This window comes from Streptomyces sp. NBC_01214 (assembly GCF_026340975.1).
In the GTDB taxonomy this organism is placed as follows: domain Bacteria; phylum Actinomycetota; class Actinomycetes; order Streptomycetales; family Streptomycetaceae; genus Streptomyces.
Genome location: NZ_JAPEOS010000001.1, coordinates 5,068,907 through 5,091,888 on the forward strand (window position 1 = coordinate 5,068,907; position 22,982 = coordinate 5,091,888).

Genomic DNA, 22,982 nt, shown 5'->3' on the forward strand with positions numbered 1-22,982 from the left:
GCCTCACGGCCGGCCGGCCCTGCGTATGCCCTCTCCTACCGCGTCAGGGTGCCTCCGCCGGCGAGACCGTCGGTCGCGGCGTCGGAGTTCGCGATGCGGATGCCCTGGCCGTCCCCGTCCACGGCGCGCAGGGTGAACGCGATCCGGTGGGTCGCCGTCTCGGTGCGGGTAGCGCCCGCTTCGCCCGAGACCACCCATGCCTTGATGGAACCCTTCGCGGTCTTGTCGCGCTTCAGTTCCACGGTGAACTCCAACGAGATGTCGCCCAGCTCGAAGCGGACTCCGTCGTGCGCCGCACGGAGCCGGGCGGCTGAGAGCTCGGCCCGGAGATGGTCGATCGCTTCACCGATGCTGATTTCGTCCATGCCGTCCACCGTAAGGTCAACTACCGTGTTCGGTACAGGAGTTGCAGGCAAACGTCAGGCGGCGGCGATCAGCGGGACGACATCGAGCTGAACGTGGCGCACGTACTCCTGCAGGGCTCGCCACTGCGCCTCCTCCTGCTCGTGCCAGGTCTGGATCCCCCACGCCCCGGGCAAGTGCTCCCGCTTCGTACGCAGCACGTACGCACACACCCGCTCCCGGCGTGCGGCGACCGCCTCCAGCCGCCGTGCGAGCAGGCTCTGTCCGTCCGCCCTGGCCGCCGCACCGAAGACGTCCGCCACGGCGTAGTAGGACAGCAGGACCTCGGTGGCGCGGTTCATGCACCTCAGGAGCAGGTCCGCGTCGTGGCGGGCCCGTTCGCGCAGGCGGGCGCTCCGGCCGAACGACGGGAGCCGACCGGGACGCAGCGACCGCTTGATGTTGTCGAAGTCCGGGAGGTAGGGCCCCTGCTCTCCGCTTCCGACGATCAGCGCGCTGATCGTCAGCGCGTACGCCTCGCGGTCCGCCCATACCCCCAGCCGGGTCTCCTCCGGCAGCCCCGCCGTGGAGCGGGGCAGTCGTATGCCGGGCACGCCCGCGCGAGACCCGCCGTCGAGGATCGGTACGAGCTCACGAGCGATGAGGAACAGGGAACTGGCCTCGAAGACCGCGGACGGGTCGTCCGCGCCGTTCGGGGTCGCCGTGCCCGGCATCGTCATCGGGATCACGGGGCGCGGCGCCCGCAGCGGCGCGGTGGAGCGCCGGGGGCGCCGGGAGGCGAGGTAGGAGGCCAGCGAATCGTCGAGCGCGTCCCACGCGCCGGAAAGGTCCTGGCCGTCCGGGGGGAACCCGGCCCCAGGAGCGAGGGCGAACAGGGTGGGGAGCACCCAGGCCAGGTTGGCCATCACCTCGGAGGCCATGGCCGGCAGGGCGATGAGGAAGCCGGTGCCGCCGTCGGACAGAGGGCGGGAGAGCGTCCCGCTCTCGACGGCGGCCGACGGTGCCACGAACACCTCCACCTTGGACGCGATCTCCGCGGCCGTCGCCATGCCCGCGTGGTGGGTAGCGCGCGGGCCGGGGCCCGCTGCCGCCGGTGACATCGCGTGCGTGAGCAGCAGCAGGTCCAGAAGGTGACGCGGCAGGGAATTGCGCTCGACGAGCCTTCGTGGATCGGAGAGCAGATCGCCTCCTCCAGGGTCCGCCCGACGGAGAAAGTCCGGGTCGGCGAAGACGCGCATCAGCCTGACGGCCTCGGCCGCGAGTTCCCGGTTCTGGGTTTCGGCGAACATCGTGCTCGCCGCGTACGAGGGGGCGGCCCGCCTCACCGGACCCACGCGGAGCATCGCTCTCAGGGCCCCGCCCAGTCCCTCAGCGTCACGGACCTCGATGTCCCCGTCCCCGGTCCGCAGCACGATCCGGCCCTGGCCCACCGTGTCGGTGGACCGGATGACGAGATCTTCTGGCCCGTTCCGGCAGACGAACAAGCCGTGTCGCAGGTCGTGCAGCAGCGCGAGGAGGACCTGGAGCAGCCCCGACTCCTCGGCGGCACCGGTGAGCACGCCCTCGGCACCGGGTGAGCTGCTCTCCGGCCGCAGGTGCACGTAGGCAACGCCGAACGCTCGCAGCACGGCTTCGGCCGCGTCCTTCTCATGGTTCATCAGACCGGTCAGGATATGGAACCGGACCGGTCGGAGCGCCTGTTCTGTCGCCTTCTCCACAAGTCCACAGCATGCGGTGACGGGCCCCGCAGATCAACGGGGCGGACGCAGAGGGCTTGCCCAGTTCGGCCCGCCCGCATGCCGCACCGGCTGGTGTGGGCCACATGGGGGTTGTACCGGAGGGCGCCTGACTCCGCGCCGACCGTGCTCCTGCTCGGACGGGTAGCCATCGAGGGCGCCGCGGGCCGGATCGACTCCAACCGCCAGAGCGCAGCCGTCGAGCTCGTCGAATTCCTTGCGCTCAACCTCGGCGCCGACCACCACGTCATCGACGACGCCCTCTGGCCGGGCCTCCTGGTCAACAAGCAGATGCGCAACGCCGTCATCAGCCGCACCCGCTCCTGGATCGGCAGGAACGCCGACGGCGAGTCCGCCCGGACCGCGCCCGGTGCCACACCGTACTCGTCCTCGCTCTCCGCCATACCGCCGAGCAGCACCAAGACGTCTGCCGTGCGGTGGCCGGCCACCGCGATTCCGGCCAGGAGGGAACCGTCTCCGCGCTGGCCTCGAGCGTTCGGCGGTGATCAGGCCAACGCCGTCCACGGACCGGACCGGATCGGCCGGCATCAGCGCCTCGATCCGGCCCCACATCGCATCAGTGATCACCAATCGGGCAGACGCATCCGATCAACTGACCAACCCATACACACCAACCAGCTCCGCTGCCGGATAGGTAGTCATCACCTCCGCGAGAGCCTCTCGGACTGCTGCCTAGACCCCTCGAGAGAGGCCGCGGTGGCCAGCGATTCCTCTGTGCAGGACGCTCCGCTACAGGCAGACGCCAAGAAGGCGCTCGACGGACTCGCGTACCGCTCTCGGTGGGGCAGCGGTTGTCAGTTGGGAATTGGACGGCACTCACCTGAGCCGTTTCAGCCGTGGCGAAGATTCGCCCCGCGCCGCGCACGGCGCACCCTGCTGAATCCGTCGCGCAGCTCCCGCGGAGCCCGGGCCGGAGCAGCACCGCATCCCCCTCGCCCTCGGATCATCCCTCCCGTCACTCTCGATTCGGGCCAGGCCGAAACGAGTCGAACTCCGCACCGGGCTGGGCCACTCTTTCCACGCGGCCAACCCCAGAATATGCAGCTTGCAGGTATTTGACCTGCGCATACGGTCGTAGTGCTGCCGGGACGCAGTACCAGCAGTGGTGCGCACCGCCCCGCCCGAACGAGCAAGAACGCCCGGCTTACGAACCACGATCACCTGTCCCTCAGATAGAACGGAGATGCGCACCATGCAGGCTCGCTTAGCCGTCATCTCAGTTGTTACCGCCCTCGCCGGAGCCGTTGCGCTACCTGTAGCCGCGCAGGCTCAGCCGGCATTGACGCAGTCGGCCACTTCGGTCGCACCGGCCCGGTGGGAGCGCCACAGTGGTCCGTACCACTCGCTGAGCTCGTGCCAGATGATGGCCGAGTACCACGGCTACAACTCGAAGAACTCGTACTGCAATCAGCTTCAGATGGGCCGTTGGTACCTGATCGTCTGGAGGTAGACGGCGGCGGCATCTCAAACCCCCGACTGTGCCGTCTCGCCGAGGCACAGCCGGGGTGGTCATCAACGGGATCCTGTTCGAGCTCCGCTTGGGCGGACTGCATCTGACGCTCCGGTACATTCCGGCGTGGCTGGTCACGCTGGTCACCGCCGCGACTGGCCGCCACTCCCGGCAGCGCGGCGACATCCTCGCCGTGCGCATCGCCGCCCGCGCCTTCGAAGCCGGGTGGGCCTCACCCCGATGTCACTCCTGGACCGCACCGCGCGCCGCCGCCCGGTCATCGGGGAGGTGGGGAAGGCGGCCCGCCGCGGCCTGGCCGAGACCGCCCGGGAGTCCTTGCAGCGCACCGTCCGGACCGCGGCCGCCCTTGCCGACGGCGAACCGATTTCCTGGAGCGGCTGCGCGACGCCGGACTGCGCGTACGACAAGCCGTGGTGCCGTATCCGGCCCTGACCTGGTCTGCCTTCCGATGTGTGGGGGCGCTACACCCAGGTGTAGTTCGCGTCGGTGACGGCGTCCAGGGCCGCGTTGGTGACGGCGGAGTGCGGGTCGGTGAGGGCGGCGAGGGCGGGGCCGATGGGCGGGAAGATGGGTAGCTCGGCGGTCTTGCGGTAGTCGATCCACTCGATGACGCCGACCTGGTGGCTGCCATCGGGGAGCTCGTCCAGTTCCTGTTCGGCGAGGGTCGCGCGGATGTCGGGGCTGATGTGGAAGCGGTAGATCAGGTGGAGTTTGCGGGGCGGCGGGGTGGGGCCCGGGCGGGTCACGCGCTGGTCGACGACCCACATCAGGTCCCCGCCTTCTGCCGCGGCCGTGTCTAGGCCGAGTTCTTCGTCGAGTTCGCGGGCGAGGGCGGCGACGAGGTCTTCGCCGTGTTCGACGTTGCCGCCGGGCGGGGTGTAGTGGGTGGAGTTGGCGCGGTCGCGGCGGATGAGGGCGACGTCGTCGCCGCAGAACACCAGCGCCCCGGTCCGGATCTTGATCCGGGAGAACGGGGCGGGTGTGGCAGGGGTGTTCATCATGGCTGCCAGTATTCCGGAGGGATCCGGGATCCGGGATCCGGGCGGGCTGTGCCCCGAGTTCACCCGTCCGGAACCGGACACCGTGTCCGCTTACGGGCGGTCAGGTGGCTGGTAGGCCCGGCAGGGCGAATGCCTTGCGCCCCCCTCGGTCGCTTGCTGAGCCTCGATCCGGGGTTGTCGCTCAGATGAGGAAGGCCGGCAGGCGCTGGTTCACGACTTCGTCGCGGGGGAGGAACAGACCGAATCGGGTCTCTATGAGCGCCAGTGTATGGCGGTCGCGGTCGAGGTAGGACTCGCCGTCCGGTCGTGCATACTCGCCGTCCGGGTGCAGCACACCAGCCGCTATCAGCTCCGGCAGCAGCAGGTCCGGCTGCTCACCCCATCGCCAGACTTCTTCGCCGATTCCGAAACTGCAGACGTCCGCACCGTCCCTGGCGTAGGAGAACATCGCCGGCGGATGATCCGGGGAAGGATCCAGGTGGATGGCTTCCACGCCGTTCCGGGAGATCTCCACCAGCCTGTCACCCCCGTCGCCCATGCCGTATTCAACGGCAAAGGCCCAGCCACCGCAGGCACCGACCCGCACGACGTCATCGTCGTCAGTCGCAAGGTCCAGAACCATGTTCCATGCCTCTGTGTCCGTGATCGGGGGCACGACGGAACCCGGCGTGCCGCCCATCCGCACGCCCAGCTCCTGCGGGCCGATGCCGCGCGCGAAGACCACGCCGTGCTGCCAGTCGCCCTGATCCACAAGCCACTGAATGCCGCCACTCATGGCGCCTCCCCCCTCACGGGCACAGATCGTCCCTCCATCCGCACCCACCGAAGTGATCACCCTAGTCGGCAGGACCGACAGGGCCGCATACGAGGATTGATCGCCTGGCCCCACCAGGGCGATCAACCTTCGCTGTCACGAAAGGACCCGTCACGGGCCTTCGATGGCCCGCGCTCAAGCTGCGCCGGCGCTGGACAACGGCATCAGTCGTAGCCAGTTGGCGCCTGTGGGTTGGGCGGCGGTTACCAGTCGCGGATAGAGCCCACGCCTTCGATCAGCGCCGCGCGTGCGGCGGTCAGGTCGCGGCTGGCGGCTGTCTGGGTTCGTCCGCCAGGAAGTCCAGGGCGTCGAACAGCTCCTCACGTTCCACGGTCTCGATGAAGGGTGAGCTGCTGTCCAACGCGTTGTACGTGCGGGCACCCTGCCGGTCCGCACTCCCTCGCGCAGCGGCGCCAGCGTGTGCCCCGGGACCGGACGGGTCCTTCGGGACGGAGGGCTCGGCCGGCCGGTCAAGCGGGGGCGGAGCGGGTGGACCGGTGCCGACCGGGGCATCCTGGTCGGCACCGTACGGAAGGGGACCGGTTCGGCACCGGGAGTGACACGGAAGGTGGTTCCAGCGCTGAAGGGCATGGGGTGCCCTCTCGAGTGCGTCCCCGGCATCAGTCGCTCCGCTTCCCGATCCAGAGGCCACCACGCATGCACCCACCCTTCGGCATCCCAGATCCGGACACGATGGAGCTCTTCCCAGGTGATATCGCTGCGTACGGCACGGCGCAGGTGCCGCCGGTCCCGGCCGCCGCCGAAGCCCCCGTCTTCGTCGACACGTCGGGGCGCAGACAGCGCCGGGTGCGTCGCTGGGGCTACCTGCTGGTGGTACCGGCCGTCGCCTATGTCGTGCTGCTCATGAGCACCCTGCTGGGCGGCCCCACCTTCCAGTCACCTTTGCTGCCCTCCGCCCAGGCTCCCCACACCCCCGTGCCCGGGGGCACGCCAGGGACCGGCACCGCCAGCCCCTCCACCCGTGGTCCGGCGAGCAGCAGCACACGCCCCGCCCCGGCAGCCTCGCACAGTGGCGCCGCACCTGCCCCGGCCGCCGCGACCGTGACCGACAAGAGGACGCCCAGCACCGGGCAGGGTCCGACGAAGGCCGCGACCGGACCGGCAGACCCGGCTCCGTCGCCTCGCGGCGGCGGCCGCGGCCGCGTCACCGCTCCCCCCGGCCAGGGTGGCGGCAAGCCCACCGGCCGTCCCTGAGCCAGCCACGTCCGTCACGCCGGACAGGCCCAGCACAGAGCACACAGCCGGCACCGCACCGCCCCACGCAGCAGGCAGGAAGTCCCACCCCTTGTCGAAGAACCGTCGCCGCCGCCCCCGCGGCAGGCACAGCACCGTACGCAACGTCCCCCTGCGCACCCACTGGCTGTTGCTGACCACCCTCGTGCTCACCCTTTCGGCGGCGCTGCTCCTCCAGGGCTACACCCAGCACCTGTTCGACTCCACCCCCGACGGGGCTCACCGTGAGCAAGGCCCGGGGACGTCCGTGCCGGCGGGGATCAGCTCCGGCGGGCCGGTGATCGAGGGGGAGGCGGCCCGCACCGCTGCCCCGGCGGCCCGCACGATCGCCCTGACCTTCGACGACGGCCCCGACCCCGTCTGGACCCCGAAGATCCTCGACGTGCTGCGCCGCAACGCCGTGCCCGCGACCTTCTTCACCGTCGGCACCCGGGTCGCCGAGAATCCCGACCTCGCCCGCCGGATCGTCGACGAGGGCCACCAGATCGGCCTGCACAGCTTCACCCACACCGATCTCGGCGCCGCGTCCGCCTGGCGGCGTTCCCTGGAACTGCGCGAGACCCAGCTCGTCATCGCCGGCGCCACCGGCGTCACTACGCCGCTGCTGCGCCCGCCGTACTCCTCCACCGGCAAGGCGCTCGACGACGCCGACTGGAGCGCCGTCGTCCAGGCCGGGCAGGAGGGGTACCTGACCGTCCTGACGACCCTGGACAGCGAGGACTGGCGACGCCCGGGCGTGGAACAGATCCTCGCCGGCGCCACGCCCAAGGACACCGCCGGGCAGATCGTGCTCCTGCACGATGCGGGCGGAGACCGCACGCAGACGGTCGCCGCGCTCGAAGAGCTCGTGCCGCGGCTGAAGGCCTCCGGCTGGACGTTCGCCACGGTGGGCGATGCGGTCGCCCTCCGGGGGGTCGTGCAGCCCGCCGCGACCACAGACCGGTGGCAGGGCCTCGCCCTGATCACCGCGATCCGTACCAGTGACTGGATCCTCGAAGCCCTCTCGTGGCTGCTGTGGGCAGCGGGCGCGATCAGCCTGCTGCGTGCGGTCGCCGTCTTCGTTGCCGCACGCCGGCACGTACGGATGCGCCGAAAGCCCTGGGGCGCTCCGGTCACCGAACCCGTGAGCGTCATCGTCCCCGCCTACAACGAGAGCGCCGGCATCGAGGCGGCCGTCCGCTCCCTCGTGGCCTCCGACCACCAACTCGAGGTCATCGTCGTCGACGACGGCTCCACGGACGGCACCGCCGACATCGTCGAAGCCCTCCGGTTGCCCGGCGTGCGGGTCATCCGGCAGCAGAACGCCGGAAAGCCGGCCGCCCTCAACACGGGTATCGCGGCCGCCTCCTGCAATCTGCTCGTCATGGTCGACGGCGACACCGTCTTCGAACCGGACGCCGTCCGCATGCTCGTCCAGCCCTTCGCCCACCGCCGGGTGGGCGCGGTCTCCGGCAACGCCAAGGTGGTCAACCGGGGAGGGCTGCTCGGACGCTGGCAGCACATCGAGTACGTCGTCGGCTTCAACCTCGACCGCCGTCTGTTCGACCTCGCCGAGTGCATGCCCACCGTGCCCGGCGCCGTCGGCGCGTTCCGCCGCGAGGCACTGCTGCGGGTCGGCGGTGTCAGCGACACCACCCTCGCCGAGGACACCGACCTCACCATGGCCCTGTGCCGGGACGGCTGGCGCGTTGTCTACGAGGAGCGGGCCAAGGCCTGGACGGAAGCGCCCGCCTCGCTCGGTGCCCTGTGGAAGCAGCGCTACCGGTGGTGCTACGGCACCCTCCAGGCCATGTGGAAGCATCGGGGCGCCCTCGCCCAGCGGGGGCAGGCCGGCAAGCTCGGGCGACGCGGTCTGGTCTACCTGCTGATGTTCCAGGTCCTGCTGCCCCTGCTCGCGCCCGTCGTGGACGTCTTCGCCGTCTACGGCCTGGTCTTCCTCGACCCCCTGCGCATCCTCGGCCTGTGGACGGCGTTCCTGCTCCTCCAGGTCCTGATGGGCCTGTACGCGTTCCGCCTGGACGGGGAGCGGCCGGGCCCGCTGTGGAGCCTGCCGCTGCAACAGTTCGTCTACCGCCAGCTCATGTACCTGGTGGTGATCCAGTCCGTCTTCACCGCCGTCGCCGGCTCCCGGCTGCGCTGGCAGCGGATGGAGCGCTACGGCAGCCTGCATGTACCCGCCACCCCCTCCGAGCCGCTGACCGCGGTGCCGCCCCGGCCCTCCGACCCTTCGTACGGCCGCCCGCCCGCGCCCGGGGCGCCGCAGGTTGCCGGGGCCTGGGACGGTCCCGCGGGCGAGCCGCACGGCGGCTACGAGGCGGACCCCGCCTGGGCGCCCCACGCCTCGGCACCGATCCCGCACAGCCCGCAGGACCACATCTGGCCACAGGTGCACCGCGACCTGTAGTCCGCAGTCCGCAGTCCGCAGTCCGCAGTCCGCAGTCCGCCGGAAGCGGCGGAAGCCCCGGCGGGCCCGCCGGCCCGCCGGGGCGATGTACCACTCCCCGGACGCGGTGTGCACCGAGTCCGGGGAAGGGCCCGGCCGTTACTGGACGCCGGGGATATGCCGGGCCTTGAACGCGGCACGCACGGCATCCGCAGCGTTCGTGCCGTACATCCGCTGGGCGGTCGAAACCGTCGTCAGGGCCGCGTCCTTGAAGGACGTGTCCGGCGCGAAACCGAACTGGGCGTTGACAATGATGCGGTCAGCGGTCCGGGAGCCCAGGGCGTTGCGGATGTCGAAGAGGGCGCGGGACCAGATCTCCCCGTCCGCGTGGACCTCGCCCACCAGGTCGGCGTACACCTTGTTCCCGTCGATGCGGCGCAGGCAGTGCGGGGCGTCGCTGTAGGAGGCCGCGTCCCAGTCGGCGACGCAGGCCAGGTCGGCCCGCTGCGGCCAGCCGTACGCGGCGTCCGCATGGGCGCCGACCTCGACCGCCAGGTAGTCACCGAAGGCCTCGCCTATCGCGCCGGCCTCGGGAGAGGAGCCGAAGCCGGGGACCTGCGCGTTGTGCACCGCGTGGCCGTACTCGTGGACGATCACCTCGGCGTCCTCGGCGTCGTCGACCCCGCCCTTGCCGAAGCGGATCTCGTCCTTCTTGTCGGTGAAGAAGGAGTTGTCCGCGCCCCACTGGTTGATCCGTACGGGCTGCACCCGGTCGTTGGCGCCCCGCAGCTCGGTACCGAAGCCCAGGGACTGGAGGTACTCCTGCGCCTCGTTGACCCAGAAGTAGGCCATGACCTGCTCGAACCGGTCGTCGTGACGGGTGTACCCGGCGGCCTCGCCGGTCCTGGCCGAGGGGCCGGTGTCCGAGCGCACGGAGGCCCAGCGGCCGTGGAGTCCGCCGCCGCCGTCCAGGTTGCGCAGCGCGGCCAGGGCGTACGCGGTGGCGGGGACGACGGAATCGGCGTCCTTGCCGTCGGTGAGTGCCTGGTCGCCCGTGGCCTGGACGGGGTTGACCATGAAGATCCGGCCCTGCGGCGCGGTGGAGTCGGCCGTCGGGGCCGAGGACTGCGCGGTGGCCGGGCCGGCGAGCGAGAAGAGCGCCACGGTGGCGGTGGCCGCGGCGAGCAGGCCGCGGGGTGTGCGGCGGGTCATGGACATCCTCCGGGGTGGGAAGGCGTGGTGGGGAAAGAAAACGGGTGGGGCGGGCGTGATCCTCGCCCACCGGCACCCGGCTTGAACAGACCCTGACAAGGTCCGGATCGGCCCCACCTGCCCAGCCGTCCCCGGGCCGCCCGCCGGACACGCCGCCGTGCCCACCGCCGACGGCGTACGAACCGCTCCTGATGCCCCGACAACTCGTCGTCCCCACACGGCGATTATCGGACCGCATGCCGATTGTGGGCTGCGTCACGTACCGCCAGAGTGGCCCGCCTCACGTCGGGACACCCAGCACGAGCGGAAGAGGACGACATGTCCAACGGTTCCACCGGCACCCCCCGATCCACCCGGGCGGCTCGCCCCGCAGGCGAGGTCCAGCGCCTCAAGGCCAACTCCGTCGGCCTGGTCGGCGTCGTCTTCATGGCCGTCGCCACCGCCGCCCCCATCACCGCCAGACCGGCAATCTCCCCATCGCGGTCGGCTTCGGCAACGGAACCGGCGCCCCCGCCGGGTACCTCTTCGCCACCGTCGTCCTCACCGTCTTCGCGGTCGGCTACGTGGCCATGGCCAAGCGCATCACCGCCGCGGGCGCCTTCTACGGGTACATCTCCCACGGACTCGGCCGGATCGCCGGCATGGCCTCCGGCATGCTCGCCGTCCTCGCGTACGTCGTCTTCGAGGCCTCGATCGTCGGCGTCTTCTCCTACTTCGCCCGCACCACGGTCCAGGACCAGCTCGGCGTCGACCTCCCCTGGGTGCTGTACGCGGCCGGGATGCTCGCCGTCACCGCCGGCCTCGCCCACTTCGACATCAACCTGACCGCCAAGGCACTCGGCGTGATGCTGGTCGCCGAGATCGCGGTCCTGTTCGCCGTCGCCACCGCCGTACTGGTCTCCGGCGGCGGCCCCGACGGGATCCCCCTCGAGCCGGTCGACCCCCGGAACGCCTTCACCGGTACCTCCGCCGGCCTCGGCCTCTTCTTCGCCTTCTGGTCCTGGGTCGGCTTCGAGTCCACCGCCATGTACGGCGAGGAGTCCCGCGACCCCAAGCGGGTCATTCCCAAGGCCACGCTCATCTCCGTCGTCGGAGTCGGCCTCTTCTACATCTACGTCTCCTGGATGACCATCGCCGGCAACGGCCTGACCGGGTCCGTGGAACTGTCCGCCTCCGCCAACCCCCTCGACCTCTTCTTCGCCCCCACCCGGCACTTCATCGGCGCATGGGCCGTGGACGCCTTCCAATGGCTACTGCTCACCGGCTCGTTCGCCTGCGGGATGGCCTTCCACCAGTGCGCCGCCCGCTACCTGTACGCCGTCGGCCGCGAGCGCTTCCTGCACCCGGCGCTCGGCCGGACCCACCCGCGCCACGGCTCCCCGCACGTCGCCTCCGTCGTCCAGACCGTCATCGCGGTAACCCTGGTCGCAGGCTTCTGGCTCACCGGCCAGGACCCGTACCTGCACCTGTACACGCTGCTGGCGATCCTGGGGACCATGGCGATCCTGATCGTCCAGACCCTGTGCTCCTTCGCCGTCATCGGCTACTTCCGCCGCAACCACCCCGAGGACCGGCACTGGTTCAGGACCTTCACCGCGCCCCTGCTCGGTGGGATCGCGATGACCGTCGTCGTGGTCCTGCTTGTCGTCAACATGGAGACCGCGGCCGGTGCCGCCGCCGACTCCGTCTTCTTCAAGCTGATCCCCTGGATCGTCGGCGCCGTCTTCTTCGGCGGACTGGGCCTCGGCCTGTGGCTCAAGGCCAAGGCGCCCGAGCGCTACGAGGTCATCGGCCGCATTGTCCTGGAGGACGCCGCCGAGCGTGCCGACGACGACACCGCCCCCGGTTCCGACGGCACCACCGGCCTCTCCCCGTTCCATGCGGACGTCTGATCCGCGTACGCCTGATCCACGAACGCCCGGCCCGCAGTCGCCCACTCCGCGAAGGAGCCCCCGCCATGGCCCGTACGCCCCTCATGCACGCACTCCGCCGGCTCACCGCCGAACACGCCGCCGCCCACCGCCTGCGTCTGCCCGTCGCCGACGTGCGCGGCCTCGGCCGCCGGGAGCTTATGCGGCGGGCGGCCGCCCTCGGCCTCGGCACCGCCGTGGCGGGCGTCGCCGCCGCCCCGGCCCGCGCCGCCACCCCCGCCCTCGACGGCAAAAGGCCCCAGCGGGCCCGCGTCGCGGTGGTCGGTGCGGGCATCGCCGGCCTCACCGCCGCCCTCACCCTCCAGGACGCGGGCATCCCGTGCACCGTCTACGAAGCCAACCGCGACCGCGTCGGCGGCCGGATCTGGACGCAGCGCGACCACTGGGCGTACGGGCAGACCTCCGAGGTGGGCGGCGAACTGATCGACACCAGCCACAAGAAGATGTTGGAACTCTGCCGCCGCTTCGGCCTCCCGACCGAGGACTTCCTCGGCGGCGGCCCCAACGGGGCCGAGGAGGTCCTGTGGTTCAACGGCACCTACTACTCCCGCACCCGAGCCGACGAGGACTTCAAGGCCGTCTACCAGCAGCTGCACCGCGACCTCCAGGACTCCGGCGAGGTGTCCTGGAACTCCACCACCCCCGTCGGCACGGCCCTGGACAACATGACCCTTTACGAGTGGATCGAGAGCCGGGTCCCCGGCGGGCACGACTCCCCGCTCGGCCGCTTCATCGACGTGGCCTACAACGTCGAGTACGGGGCCGACACCACCGACCAGTCCGCCCTCGCCCTGGTCCTGCTGATGGGCTACCAGCCCAACCCCGGGAACTTCAACGTCTGGGGCCTGTCCAACGAGCGCTACCACATCGTCGGCGGCAACGACCAGCTGCCGAACGCCATTGCCGCGGCCCTGCCCTCCGGTTCGATCGTCATGGGCCGCCAGTTGGTCGCCGTGCGCGCCGACACCGACGGCACCCAGACCCTCACCTTCGACGACTCCGGCGCCACCCGCACGGTCGTGGCCGACCACACCGTCCTGTGCCTGCCGCTGCCGGTCCTCCAGGGCGTCGACACCTCGGCGGCCGGTTTCGACCCCCTCATGAAGAACTTGCTGCGCGACGCCCGGATGGGCGCCTGCACCAAGCTCAACATGCAGTTCACCGGCCGTCCGTGGCGCGGCACTGGCCCCTGGCCCGGCGTGTCGGCGGGCGACTGCTTCACTGACTCCGAGGTCCAGCAGACCTGGGACACCACCAAGCTCCAGCCCGGCACCGGCGGCATCCTGCTCCAGTACGGCGGCGGGACCCTGGCGCGCGCCCTGACCCCCGCCACACCGTTCGCCACCGAGTCCGACCCGTACGTGCGGCGGCTCACCGACCGCACGCTGACCGGGATCGACGCGTTCTTCCCCCGCACCAGGGCCGCATGGACGGGGCGGGCCCAGCTCTCCGCATGGCACCGCAACCCGTACTCGCTGGGCGCGTACTCGTACTGGCCGACCGGCTACCTGCACCGGTACGCGAAGTACGAGGGCACCGCGCAGGGCAACGTCCACCTCTCCGGCGAGCACTGCAGCTACGACTTCCAGGGCTTCATGGAGGGCGGTGCCACCGAGGGCGAACGGGCGGCGCGAGAGGTGATCGCCGCCCTCACCTGAGTCGGCGGACCACGGGCGTGCCCCTGCGGGGCGGTGGTGTGCGCGTGAGGTGGGGGTGTGGTGGCGGGGTATGGGTGTGAGCGGGTGGTCATTGCTGTCTGCCTGGTGAAAGGTGGTTTTCGTCCCGGGGGACGGCTGACCTGGGCTGTGCTGGGTGGCATGACGGGTGGGTCGGGTCCTGCTAGGCGACCGCAAGACCCCGCCCAAGCCGGTCGCGGACCGCATCGACACGGCCGTGCGGGCCCGCTGGCAGCCCGTGGTACGTGGCCGCCGCCGCAAGGAGGCCGCCACCAGCACCGGGATCACCGTCGAGACCCGGGCCCGGTTCGGATACACCGCCGCCGTCGGCACCACCGACGACGGCCGCATGCGCCGCCTCACCGTCCACCTCCCGCCCGCCTACGCCCAGCGCCTCTTCGACGCCCGCGCCCACGGCACCGACGACCGCGACATGCGTGCGATCGTCGCCGAGGGACTGCAGGAGATCTACTTCAAGGACGGCGGCACCCGGGCCGACCAGCTCCGGGTCGAGTCCACCGACATCGACTACTTCGACGTCTCCTGCTGACCCCCACCACCGGGCCTGCCCCGGCAGAGCCGCAACCGGACACGAGCACCTGTCCGGGTGCGGCTCACACATGAACCAGCGCGCCAACGCCGGTCTCGCCCGGAAGAAGGGTGCAATAGCCCCTGCGGGGAGCCGCTCTCGGACGGGCTGCTCCCGCCCCCCGGGCGCCGTCGACCGCGGCCAGGATCCCGGCCGCCGTCACACGTAGCCGGTCACCGCCCCGGTCGACAGCATCCACCCCGGCCCCATACCTCCGCGAACACGCAGCAGGCAGGACAGGTTGCGTCGCGGCCGCAGGTCCAGCCCAACGAGCGTTCACCTCCGAACGAGGTGCTTGGACGGTTACTCCGGCGCAGGGTCGGGTGAGGAGGGACCGGACGGCAGAGGTGTCGGGTGCCCGTCGGCGATGCGCTCCCACCACAGGCCGGCCTGGTCGCGGAAGTGGACCGTGAGCGCCTGGTCCGTCGACTCGCGCGGGAGGAACCCTTCGTAGCCGTATCCGTCGCTCAGCAGCGTGAGGGGGACGGAGAACTCCTCTCCTGCCCCGAGGTCACCGCAGGTCTTGCTCTCGGGCGTGCCCCAGAGCGGCTGAATGCGATGGCGACCTTGGTCGGTGTAGGTCGCACGGATGACCCGCACCGCTGTCAGGGGAACATCGCTGCTGTTGATGACGACAGCGCGAGCGTGGTCGAGACGAGAGGTCACCTGGAGGGCCTGGGCTCCGGTACGCGTGTGGTCGGCGACCCCGTGCTTCAGGTAGGCGCGAATGCTGTCGCAGAAGGTCTTCAGTTCCCCGCTCGGCTTTGCGTACCAGCCTTCGGTGAACACCCTCCGGCACCATTCCGCCTTGTTGCCACGGGACACGTCAGGCACCCAGGACTCAAGCTCACCGCAGGGCACCACGAACAGTCCGTGGTCGGCCGCCGCCTGCAGCAGACGCTTCGCTGCGTTGCGCGGATCGCCCTTCAGGGTTCCAAGGCCGTAGTTCTTGAGGTCGTCCCATCGGCTACTGCCCTTGGCCAGGGCAGTGAGTTTGGTGAGTACCTGCTCCGGAAGGGGGTCGGCGGCCTTGACGCCCTTCAGGAGTTCGTTCATCGCGGTCTTGAAGCCGCCCGCGGACGCCTCAAGCCGGGATCCGGTCGCATCCGCGTTGAGGCACTTGGTGTCCGCATCCAGGCGTGCGGCGACGCCGTCGAGGCGTCTGACTGCCTTGACGAGGCTATCCCGGAGGTAGTCGAAGTCGGCGATCACCGCGGTGGGAATACCGCACTGCCGTAGCCGTCGCGCGGTGTCGGCGAGCGGCGGCTTGCCGTTGGTGTGGAGGAAGAGAATGTTGTCGTGCGGGGCCGCCGCGTCCTTGCTGGCGTCGAACGACGCGGCATAGAACTGGCAGTCGCTGGCGCCTTCGCAGAGCACGACCCGGTCGTGGAACAGGCCCGAGGACAAGTTCGAGTACCGCAACAGGGGAGTGCGCAGGAGGTCCTGTACCGTGTCCGGATTCAGCAGCCGGGCGGTAGGCCTGTCCGAGGAACGGTCGAGGCGGACGATCGACACCGGCCGCGTCTTTTCCGTTTCGAGGACGCCGGCGAGGAAATCGGCGCTGTGGGTCGCGACAAACAGCTGCGTCTGCTCTTCGATGCCAGCCAGCAGGCGTCCGAGGAGACGGGCTTGCGGCGGGTGCAGAAACGCCTCAGGCTCGTCGATGATGACGAGCGGAGCGGGTCGCACCATCACCTGCAGCAGGATCTGGACGAAGCTGCGGAAACCGTCGCCCTGATCGGATACCGAGGGCAGGCTTCGGTATGCCGCAGCGACCTCTCGCGCCTCTCCCGGAAGGGCATCCCGGAGATCCGGATGAGGCCGGCCCACAACAAGCTGGATCGACTCGGCGTAACGGTCTACCGACACGTGCTCACCGAAGGCCTGGTAGACCAGCTCAGAGAAGGCTCTCTCCTTGTCGCGGTTCGCGTAGAGGTACTGAAGCTTGGATCGGGGAGCCCGCAGCTCGTCCCAGCGCGGCGCGTCTGCCTCGAGCTCTAGGCGGTTGTTCGTCCACAAATCCTGCTTCAGGAAGGGGACCAGTGCTGAGCGGGCGACGGACTGCCACACGTGGGGAACGGTGCCCTTGAGTACCGTGCCTCCGTCCGGATCGGTGTACTGCTCGCCCGCAGTCGGGTCCCAGTGGCCGTACCCACGTGCGTCCAGCCACGCCATGAAGTCCTCGGCAGTCCCGCCAGGCTGTGGGAACGCGTGCTGGATCCAATGGAAGGGCGCGCCGCCCGGACCCCCGGGCTGGTTGACGTGCTGGTTGAGTTCACGCAGGAGAAGCGATTTCCCGCTGTTGTTGGAGCCGATGAACAGCGTCATGCCGTTCGTCGGAGGTGCCAGCTTCAAGCCCGTCGTCAGCATGACTTCGGTGACGGCGAAGGTGATCGCCATGATGCCCCCAGCACGGTGTGCACGTCGCTCCTGGCACGACGCTGGTGATCTGCGAAGCGTACCGATCAGCTCACGCCGGTGCCGGAAATTTCGCCCGACTTGCGCCGTCGGCACGGGCTGAGGCTTCCTCCCCCTCCCGGGCGGTCGATGCTTCGTGTGGAGGGGGGCTGCGCGGCTCTTCTGGTCGCTGTCGCGCAGCGGATTGCGGTCCGGTTGGCGAGAGGGCTGCCGCCCTCTCGCGTTCTCCCGCACCGTCCCGCCGCGGTCGTGCTAGGTGCCCTGCGTCGCCGTAACGGCGCGGCACGAAACCAGTCTGGCTTTAGACCGACCGGCAAATGGATCACTTGAGGCGGCAGCGGGTGGGTCGGCCATCCCAGCGGTAGCGGCTGCGTGCCTGCCAGATCATCATGCGAAGTGTGACGAGGGTAGCGGCGACGTAGAGGTGGAAGTCCACGGCCCTGCCGCTTCTCTCGGTGCAGCGCCGAAGCTTGCCGTAGCCGTTCATCCACGAATGCGTGCGCTCGACGGGCCACCGCCTGCTGGCCTGGATCGAGCGGGCACACCCTTGCGGGCGATCTCGGCAGTGAACCCCAACTCGACTATCAACGCACGGGACTTGATGCTGTCGTAGCCCGGTCGAGGTTGACGTTCGCGAAGTCCGGCAGCATGCCAACCTGCTCCTGCGCGGCGTTCAGGGCCAGTCCGAGCAGTGGCGAGTCGTGCCTATTGGCCCTCTCGGAGACGATCCCCAATGGAACGCCGCGGGCATCGCAGGCGGCGGAGTGCTTCAGTCCCTGCTTGCCCCGGTCGACCGGCGAGCGGCCGGCCTTCTCCCCGCCGGACGGGGCCTTGGTGATGCAGCCGTCCACCGAGATCTCGCCAAGGTCGAAACCGATCATCCGGTCGTAGGCGTCCGGGGCGAGAGCGTGCAGCGCTTTGGAAATCCCTTGCCGGGACCACTCTTTGAGGCGTCGGCGGATGGTGCGGTCCGAGCATCCGGGTGTGGAGATCCGCTCGTAGCCGGAACCATGGGCCAGCGCGAGCACGACGTGCTCGAAGACGGTTCGGTCGGGGATTCGGCGGCGGTGACAGCCCAGCGGGTGGCCGACGACGAACTCCTCCCGGACGGGGAGGAGCGCGGCGAACTGGTCCCACAGGGGTTCGAGCAGGCAAGCTGGCAGCGTGGGCACGGCCGTCCTTCGTGATCACTGAGCATAGAGATTGCGAGCATGAGGTACGCCCAGGGAGGTGGGTCGACCGACCCTGAGCTCAGGGCAGGTTCACCACGGGAGGTTCCCGGATCGGTCGGTGAACTGGCCCGTCGGCCCGTCCGGGCCGATCGTCGCGAGGGTCACTATGGACTCTGCGCCGTCGGCGACGCTGTGTCCGAGGCCGCCGGTGAAGTCGGTCGCGGTCTGCCCGGGGTCTGCGGCGTTGACCTTCACGTCCTTTAGTTCCTTGGCGTACTGCGTCGTGAGCATCGTGACCGCGGTCTTCGAGGCGCAGTAGAGGGGCAGGGCATACTGCGACTCGATCCGCGCCGGGTCCTGGGTCATGCTGAAGGAGCCCATCCCGCTGGACACGTTGACGATGACGGGGTTCGGCGACTTGCGCAGCAGCGGGAGGAAGGCGTGCGTGACGCGCACGATCCCGACGACGTTCACGTCGAGCACGGCGCTCACGTCGGCCGCGGTGTACTCCTCGACGGGGCCGACCTTGCCGAGGACGCCGGCGTTGTTGACCAGGACGTCGATCGTTCCCTCATGCGCGGCGACATCCGCGGCCGCGGCCTGGACCGAGGCGTCGTCGGTCACGTCGATCTGAACGAACCGGGCGCCGAGCGACTCGGCCGCGGCCCGACCGCGCTCACGGTGGCGGGCACCGAGGATGACGGTGTGCCCCGCCTCGACGAGGCGACGAGCGGTTTCAAAACCGAGGGACTTGTTGGCCCCGGTGATGAACGTGGTGGTCATGCTGGCTCCTCCTGGTCCGAACAGCACGGTCGTGCGCTGTTCACGCACTCCATGCTGGGTCCCCGGGAGGGTTGGCGGGAGCTACAGAACTTCCTGGTACCGCGCGTACCACCCAGCAGCCTGGTCCACCGGACGAGGCAGAACGCGGGCCTTCACCCCTGAGGAGACATCCTCTGAACCCCAATGGCCGCAAGGAATTCGAGTTTGCTGCGGGCGTCGGTGCCTGGCTGCGGCGTGTACACCACGAGGCGGAGGTTCGTGTCCTGGGTGTTGAGGATGTCAGAGTTCATGGCGATGTCTCCGACATCCGGGTGCTGGACGAGTTTGTGCGCACTCTGGTGACCGCCCACCGCTCGGCGGCTCCACAACTCGCAGAACCGTGGGCTGAGGTTCAGCCTCGACACCAACGCTGCGAGGTCGGGATCGTCGGGGTACCGGCTCGTCGTCGCGCGCAGGTCGGCGACGAGGGACTCCTCGAACGCCACCCGCTCGGCTGCCGTCTGCCGGACCCGGGGCAGCTCACCCAGGAACTGCCAGACCAGGACGTTGCGGTCTCCCACACCGCGGACCGTGGGATCGCCGAACGTGGCCGCGAACAGCGGATTCCAGTGCAGCAACTGCCAGGTGGCGTCGTAGACCGCCAACGGGTTGCCGGCGAGCTGGTCCACGATCCGGTACAGGCTCCCTGGGATCATTCGTGGAACCCGACTCGGATCCGCTGCGTGACCGGCCATGCGCAAAAGATGAGCGTGCTCGTCGTCGGACAGGTGCAGGGCGCGAGCCAGGGCCGAGCAGACCTGCGCCGAGGGTGTCGCCATCCGTCCCTGCTCCAGCCGGACCACGTACTCGACCGAGATGCCGGCCAGCGTCGCCAGCTCCGCGCGTCGCAGACCGGGGACCCGACGGGGTGAGCCGTGTGCGAAGCCCACCGCCGCGGGGTCCAGCCGGTCCCGCCACGCCCGCAGCGCGGCACCGAGTTGATCCATGCACACGATCCTCCCGCACACCTCGCCCCGCTGGGTGGTACGCGCAGTACCACAAGGTCGCTCCGCTGGCGCCGGCCTTGGTCGTGATCGATCTCCGCTCCAGGGCCCCGCCTGCCCCGCAGAGTCGATACCGCGCGGGTGTGCTGGTCATGCGACGGGGCCATCCCTCGAAGTCGGTAGCCCGGGTGCCCTTCACCTGAAGTACGGCCAGCGTGGGGTACCCGGCCATCAGGGTCGCGGCGTGTGGCTGCGCCGGCCAGATAGAGAAACGGTTGCAGCCGGATTCCGGGAGCGACCGCGGGCGGCTGCTCTGGGACATGTTGACGAGAAGCAGGAACAGGGTTCTGCGCGTTGCAGGCCGAGGCCGATACGAAGGGCCCCACCTGGCAAGCCGTGAGGCTTCTGATCTTGCCGGACACCCATTCCTTCCATGGCATCCCCGACTACGCTTGCCATGGTCACGGCCAAGATCGAACGAGGGGGTACACCCATGCCGTACGAGACCGGCGCGAAGGTGAAGCTGACCAGGGATGTGCAGCTCACCGCAAACGACACGGCGGCCAGGATCGGCTTCCCCGGTCCGCTGTGCCTGGCCGAGGGCTTGGAGGGCATCGTCACGGGCTCGGCAAAGGAAGCCGGCGGCGTGGCCCAGGACGGGCTCGCGGAATTCGAACGGCGAGTCCGTGGGGTCCAGTTCGATGGCCACACGGCCGGCCTGATCGACAGTCTCCGTCAGCAGATCATCCGGCACGGAGGGCTCGACTCCGGAGTCGGCGTTCAGATCAGGTACAGGGTGCGCTTCGAGAACGGGTTTGTTCTGGGCGGTCTTGAAGAAGGCTGGCTGACCGAAGCCTGAGTACCGCCACCGCGCCCCCGCCGGCCGGCGGGGGCGTCGTGGGCTCTGTAGCCGGTTCTCACCAGCCTCGCCCGAAATGGCGGACGGAAGCCGGAGAAGAAGCCTCACCGGCCACCGTGCCGGTGAGGTCCTCCTCAGCCCGGGTATGCGATCGAGCCCAGCGGCGGGCAGGGGATGAGCACGGTGCCGGCGCCGGGGCGTTCGACGAAAGCCCGGGCCTCGGCGGCCCGCAGGCGCTGGGAATCCAACTCGTCGGCGTGCCAGGCGTCGCGCCTAGCACGGTCGTAGTCCCACGAGTCGTCGATGAGACTGAGGCTGGTATTGCCGGAGCTGCGCTGGAACTCCGACTTCAAGGCGGCCTGTTGGAGTGCGGTCTGGGTTGCCGCGAGGTCGATGCGGGTGATCAGGACGCCGAGGGTGTTCGGTTCCCGGGTCGGCATGGGGGCCTGCGGAAGCGGGGACACCCCGGTGTCGAGACGGCCTATGTTGTCAACGGCCGCTGTTTGGGCGGCCTGCACCATGAGCTGCGTTTCCCGGTGCAGCCAGAAGAACTCGTCGAGGTCCGCCTGGGTGATGCGCATCCGCTGGTACAGGGCCCGGAAGCGGGGATCGTCGTGCAGCGGACGGAAGGGGGCGACGTGGAGCGCCACGCAGTCGTTGTAACCGGCTGCCACCGCGGCGTCGAGGTGGAAGATTCCCTGGTTCGCCTCTCCGCGTAGGACGGCCATGACGCCGAGGCTCGAGTGGCCGGCGGCGACGAGCCACGTGCCGTCGGGGCCTAGTGCCGTGGCGCGCGCGACGACGTCGTGGAAGCCCGCGGTGCCCATCGCGGCGGGACCATTGGTCATGGCCTCCACCAGCAGTTCGTGAACACGGGTGGCCAGTGAGTTGACGGTGTCGACCATGGATCTCCTCGGACCTCGGTGGTGAAGAGCGTAACGGGTGTTGATTCTCTGGTAACTCCCGTGAACATGACGGGCGGACGGGGTGAGCGGTTCCTGCTCGGGCCGGGCCGTGGCCACGAGTGGCATCGGCTTCTGGGCCTGCTCGACCGCCGCGTGGGTCTTGGTAGACAGTCGAGTCCACGCTCACGTCCCAGCAGGTCCGTCCATCTCGTCGACCCCGGCGGTCAGCAGCAGTCGCATCGGGGTCGCGCAGGACTCGCAGCAGATGGCCATCGGCCCCGTCGAGGCCCAGCGCGGGCGAGACCGACGAAGGGCACCGGTCCATCCTCCTGGGGTGGGCTGGCTGTGGCGCATGGCCGGCTTCGCGGCGATTCGCCCGCGGTCCGGGCGATGCGGATCTCGTCCGGCGCGTAACCCTCAGTTTCGCGCTGGTGGGGCTCGTGGCGGACCGGCCACATGTCGCTGTCCGGCCACAGCATTGGCCCGCCGACATGACTGTCCCGCATGCCTGGTGGTCGGGCGATGCCAGGCGAACGGATTGCCGCGGCCTCCCCCGGACACCCGCTGCCCCGGCACCGCCCGGCGCGGTCCGGCTGAATCGAGTACAGCCCGGTTCGCGCCGGACGGCACCGGGCCGGGACCCGGGGTGCCTGTAAACCGCGTCACCAGCCGTAAACAGCGGCCATCATTCTTCGCTCCGCTTTCGGGTTCGTTCGAGTCGCGCATGCAGCCCGCCATGGTCTGCTATCACGGAGATCGCGGTCCCCACGAACCGTTGGCCCTCCGCGTCGAGGTTGAACTCGACCGTGGCCCGAACGCCGTCCTCCGGCCGCCCGCTCGCAGACGTGATCACCAGATACCGGACACGCTTCGGCCTGCCCTTCACCCCGCCCTCAGGGTCGAAAACGGCCATGTCGTCGAACCGGAAGTTGTCGTGCCCGGCCGGCAGACGAGGACCGTCGAGGAGCATCAGCATCCGCCGGTCCGTGAGGTAGTAGCGCACGGGCATTGGCGGGGCGTCGGGCGGAACCCACACACCACCACACGTCACCCACTGCACTTCCCCTTCCTCCAGCAGATGACGGGCAGCCTCCCAGAGTGCTGACTCGTCCATCAGCGCATCACGTTCCCGACCAGACAGAGCCAGAACGTCGGCGAAGCGGACACCGAATGGCTCAACAGCGTGCTCGGTAACTGGACGCGCCTTACGGAAACGATCGAACAAAGACACTGGATTTCCTCTGCCGGACGGGCGCGGCCTACCGGGACGGAATGCCGCGCCCCGGACGCTACCCCGCCTGGCAGTCAACCCACCAGACCGGTGAAACCACCCTTCGCGGCCGGTGACACGGCTTTTGTCAGCACCCCAACTCGGTCGTCACCGGACGGGTAACCAACTCGACCCGCTGGG

General features: G+C 69.8%; 15 protein-coding genes and 4 pseudogenes. 7 read left to right on the forward strand and 12 right to left on the reverse strand.

What is annotated here, in order from left to right:
* Positions 1 to 35: 35 nt before the first annotated feature.
* The 3 genes and pseudogenes from OG594_RS23775 to OG594_RS23785 all read right to left on the reverse strand — a co-directional run.
* Positions 36 to 365: a trypco2 family protein gene (locus OG594_RS23775; RefSeq protein ID WP_266602168.1), complete on the reverse strand. Its 330-nt coding sequence runs from the start codon at positions 363 to 365 to the stop codon at positions 36 to 38.
* A gap of 54 nt (positions 366 to 419) precedes the next feature.
* Entirely contained in the window at positions 420 to 2,021 is a 1,602-nt protein-coding gene (locus OG594_RS23780; protein WP_266602170.1) for a hypothetical protein, read from the reverse strand.
* 556 nt (positions 2,022 to 2,577) lie between these two features.
* Positions 2,578 to 2,672 (reverse strand): annotated as a pseudogene (locus OG594_RS23785) (IS5/IS1182 family transposase); the annotation flags it as partial.
* Between the two features lie 1,138 nt (positions 2,673 to 3,810).
* Here OG594_RS23785 and OG594_RS23790 point away from each other — a divergent pair.
* Entirely contained in the window at positions 3,811 to 4,023 is a 213-nt protein-coding gene (locus tag OG594_RS23790) for a hypothetical protein (RefSeq protein ID WP_266602172.1), read from the forward strand.
* A gap of 29 nt (positions 4,024 to 4,052) precedes the next feature.
* Here the strand turns inward: OG594_RS23790 and OG594_RS23795 are convergent, their stop codons facing one another.
* Together OG594_RS23795 and OG594_RS23800 are read right to left on the reverse strand one after the other, a co-directional pair.
* Positions 4,053 to 4,592, reverse strand: a complete 540-nt coding sequence (locus OG594_RS23795) for an NUDIX domain-containing protein (RefSeq protein ID WP_266602174.1) — start codon at positions 4,590 to 4,592, stop codon at positions 4,053 to 4,055.
* Positions 4,593 to 4,773: 181 nt separating this feature from the next.
* On the reverse strand, positions 4,774 to 5,367 hold the full coding sequence (locus OG594_RS23800) for a DUF6461 domain-containing protein (protein WP_266602176.1): 594 nt from the start codon (positions 5,365 to 5,367) through the stop codon (positions 4,774 to 4,776).
* Positions 5,368 to 6,099: 732 nt separating this feature from the next.
* Between OG594_RS23800 and OG594_RS23805 the strand changes: the two genes are divergently transcribed.
* Together OG594_RS23805 and OG594_RS23810 are read left to right on the forward strand one after the other, a co-directional pair.
* Entirely contained in the window at positions 6,100 to 6,621 is a 522-nt protein-coding gene (locus OG594_RS23805; protein ID WP_266602178.1) for a hypothetical protein, read from the forward strand.
* 91 nt (positions 6,622 to 6,712) lie between these two features.
* The gene (locus OG594_RS23810; RefSeq protein WP_266602180.1) at positions 6,713 to 9,064 is read left to right on the forward strand and encodes a bifunctional polysaccharide deacetylase/glycosyltransferase family 2 protein; all 2,352 of its coding nucleotides are present in this window, start codon (positions 6,713 to 6,715) and stop codon (positions 9,062 to 9,064) included.
* Positions 9,065 to 9,202: 138 nt separating this feature from the next.
* On the opposite strand, the gene OG594_RS23815 is transcribed toward OG594_RS23810, so the two are convergent.
* A complete protein-coding gene (locus OG594_RS23815; protein ID WP_266602182.1) occupies positions 9,203 to 10,255 on the reverse strand; it encodes a M4 family metallopeptidase in 1,053 nt (350 codons plus the stop codon).
* A 318-nt stretch (positions 10,256 to 10,573) separates the two neighbouring features.
* On the opposite strand from OG594_RS23815, the pseudogene OG594_RS23820 reads away from it, so the two are divergent.
* The 3 genes and pseudogenes from OG594_RS23820 to OG594_RS23830 form a co-directional block, all read left to right on the forward strand.
* Positions 10,574 to 12,147 (forward strand): annotated as a pseudogene (locus tag OG594_RS23820) (APC family permease).
* A 65-nt stretch (positions 12,148 to 12,212) separates the two neighbouring features.
* The gene (locus OG594_RS23825) at positions 12,213 to 13,844 is read left to right on the forward strand and encodes an NAD(P)/FAD-dependent oxidoreductase (RefSeq protein WP_266602184.1); all 1,632 of its coding nucleotides are present in this window, start codon (positions 12,213 to 12,215) and stop codon (positions 13,842 to 13,844) included.
* A 184-nt stretch (positions 13,845 to 14,028) separates the two neighbouring features.
* Positions 14,029 to 14,412: pseudogene (locus OG594_RS23830) on the forward strand (XRE family transcriptional regulator); the annotation flags it as partial.
* A gap of 342 nt (positions 14,413 to 14,754) precedes the next feature.
* On the opposite strand, the gene OG594_RS23835 reads toward OG594_RS23830, so the two are convergent.
* The 4 genes and pseudogenes from OG594_RS23835 to OG594_RS23850 all read right to left on the reverse strand — a co-directional run bounded on the left by OG594_RS23835 (position 14,755) and on the right by OG594_RS23850 (position 19,810).
* Positions 14,755 to 16,851: an ATP-dependent endonuclease gene (locus tag OG594_RS23835; RefSeq protein WP_266602186.1), complete on the reverse strand. Its 2,097-nt coding sequence runs from the start codon at positions 16,849 to 16,851 to the stop codon at positions 14,755 to 14,757.
* Positions 16,852 to 17,191: 340 nt separating this feature from the next.
* A pseudogene (locus tag OG594_RS23840) lies at positions 17,192 to 18,041 on the reverse strand (IS5 family transposase).
* Between the two features lie 90 nt (positions 18,042 to 18,131).
* Complete coding sequence (locus OG594_RS23845; protein ID WP_266602188.1) at positions 18,132 to 18,824, reverse strand: SDR family NAD(P)-dependent oxidoreductase; 693 nt, start codon at positions 18,822 to 18,824, stop codon at positions 18,132 to 18,134.
* Positions 18,825 to 18,976: 152 nt separating this feature from the next.
* Positions 18,977 to 19,810 (reverse strand): helix-turn-helix domain-containing protein, encoded by an 834-nt coding sequence (locus OG594_RS23850; protein WP_266602190.1) that lies wholly within the window; start codon positions 19,808 to 19,810, stop codon positions 18,977 to 18,979.
* Positions 19,811 to 20,300: 490 nt separating this feature from the next.
* Between OG594_RS23850 and OG594_RS23855 the strand changes: the two genes are divergently transcribed.
* On the forward strand, positions 20,301 to 20,666 hold the full coding sequence (locus OG594_RS23855) for a hypothetical protein (protein WP_266602192.1): 366 nt from the start codon (positions 20,301 to 20,303) through the stop codon (positions 20,664 to 20,666).
* 134 nt (positions 20,667 to 20,800) lie between these two features.
* Here OG594_RS23855 and OG594_RS23860 read toward each other — a convergent pair whose 3' ends face one another.
* Both OG594_RS23860 and OG594_RS23865 read right to left on the reverse strand, forming a co-directional pair.
* A complete protein-coding gene (locus OG594_RS23860) occupies positions 20,801 to 21,571 on the reverse strand; it encodes a hypothetical protein (RefSeq protein WP_266602194.1) in 771 nt (256 codons plus the stop codon).
* Between the two features lie 685 nt (positions 21,572 to 22,256).
* Entirely contained in the window at positions 22,257 to 22,802 is a 546-nt protein-coding gene (locus OG594_RS23865) for a hypothetical protein (RefSeq protein ID WP_266602196.1), read from the reverse strand.
* Positions 22,803 to 22,982: the final 180 nt, after the last annotated feature.

Coding starts and splice junctions, on each gene's coding strand:
- OG594_RS23775 (WP_266602168.1), bottom strand. CDS start 365: ATGGACGAAATCAGCATCGGTGAAGCGATCGACCATCTCCGGGCCGAG.
- OG594_RS23780 (WP_266602170.1), bottom strand. CDS start 2,021: ATGAACCATGAGAAGGACGCGGCCGAAGCCGTGCTGCGAGCGTTCGGC.
- OG594_RS23790 (WP_266602172.1), top strand. CDS start 3,811: ATGTCACTCCTGGACCGCACCGCGCGCCGCCGCCCGGTCATCGGGGAG.
- OG594_RS23795 (WP_266602174.1), bottom strand. CDS start 4,592: ATGATGAACACCCCTGCCACACCCGCCCCGTTCTCCCGGATCAAGATC.
- OG594_RS23800 (WP_266602176.1), bottom strand. CDS start 5,367: ATGAGTGGCGGCATTCAGTGGCTTGTGGATCAGGGCGACTGGCAGCAC.
- OG594_RS23805 (WP_266602178.1), top strand. CDS start 6,100: ATGGAGCTCTTCCCAGGTGATATCGCTGCGTACGGCACGGCGCAGGTG.
- OG594_RS23815 (WP_266602182.1), bottom strand. CDS start 10,255: ATGACCCGCCGCACACCCCGCGGCCTGCTCGCCGCGGCCACCGCCACC.
- OG594_RS23825 (WP_266602184.1), top strand. CDS start 12,213: ATGGCCCGTACGCCCCTCATGCACGCACTCCGCCGGCTCACCGCCGAA.
- OG594_RS23835 (WP_266602186.1), bottom strand. CDS start 16,851: ATGGCGATCACCTTCGCCGTCACCGAAGTCATGCTGACGACGGGCTTG.
- OG594_RS23845 (WP_266602188.1), bottom strand. CDS start 18,824: ATGACCACCACGTTCATCACCGGGGCCAACAAGTCCCTCGGTTTTGAA.
- OG594_RS23850 (WP_266602190.1), bottom strand. CDS start 19,810: ATGGATCAACTCGGTGCCGCGCTGCGGGCGTGGCGGGACCGGCTGGAC.
- OG594_RS23855 (WP_266602192.1), top strand. CDS start 20,301: ATGCCGTACGAGACCGGCGCGAAGGTGAAGCTGACCAGGGATGTGCAG.
- OG594_RS23860 (WP_266602194.1), bottom strand. CDS start 21,571: ATGGTCGACACCGTCAACTCACTGGCCACCCGTGTTCACGAACTGCTG.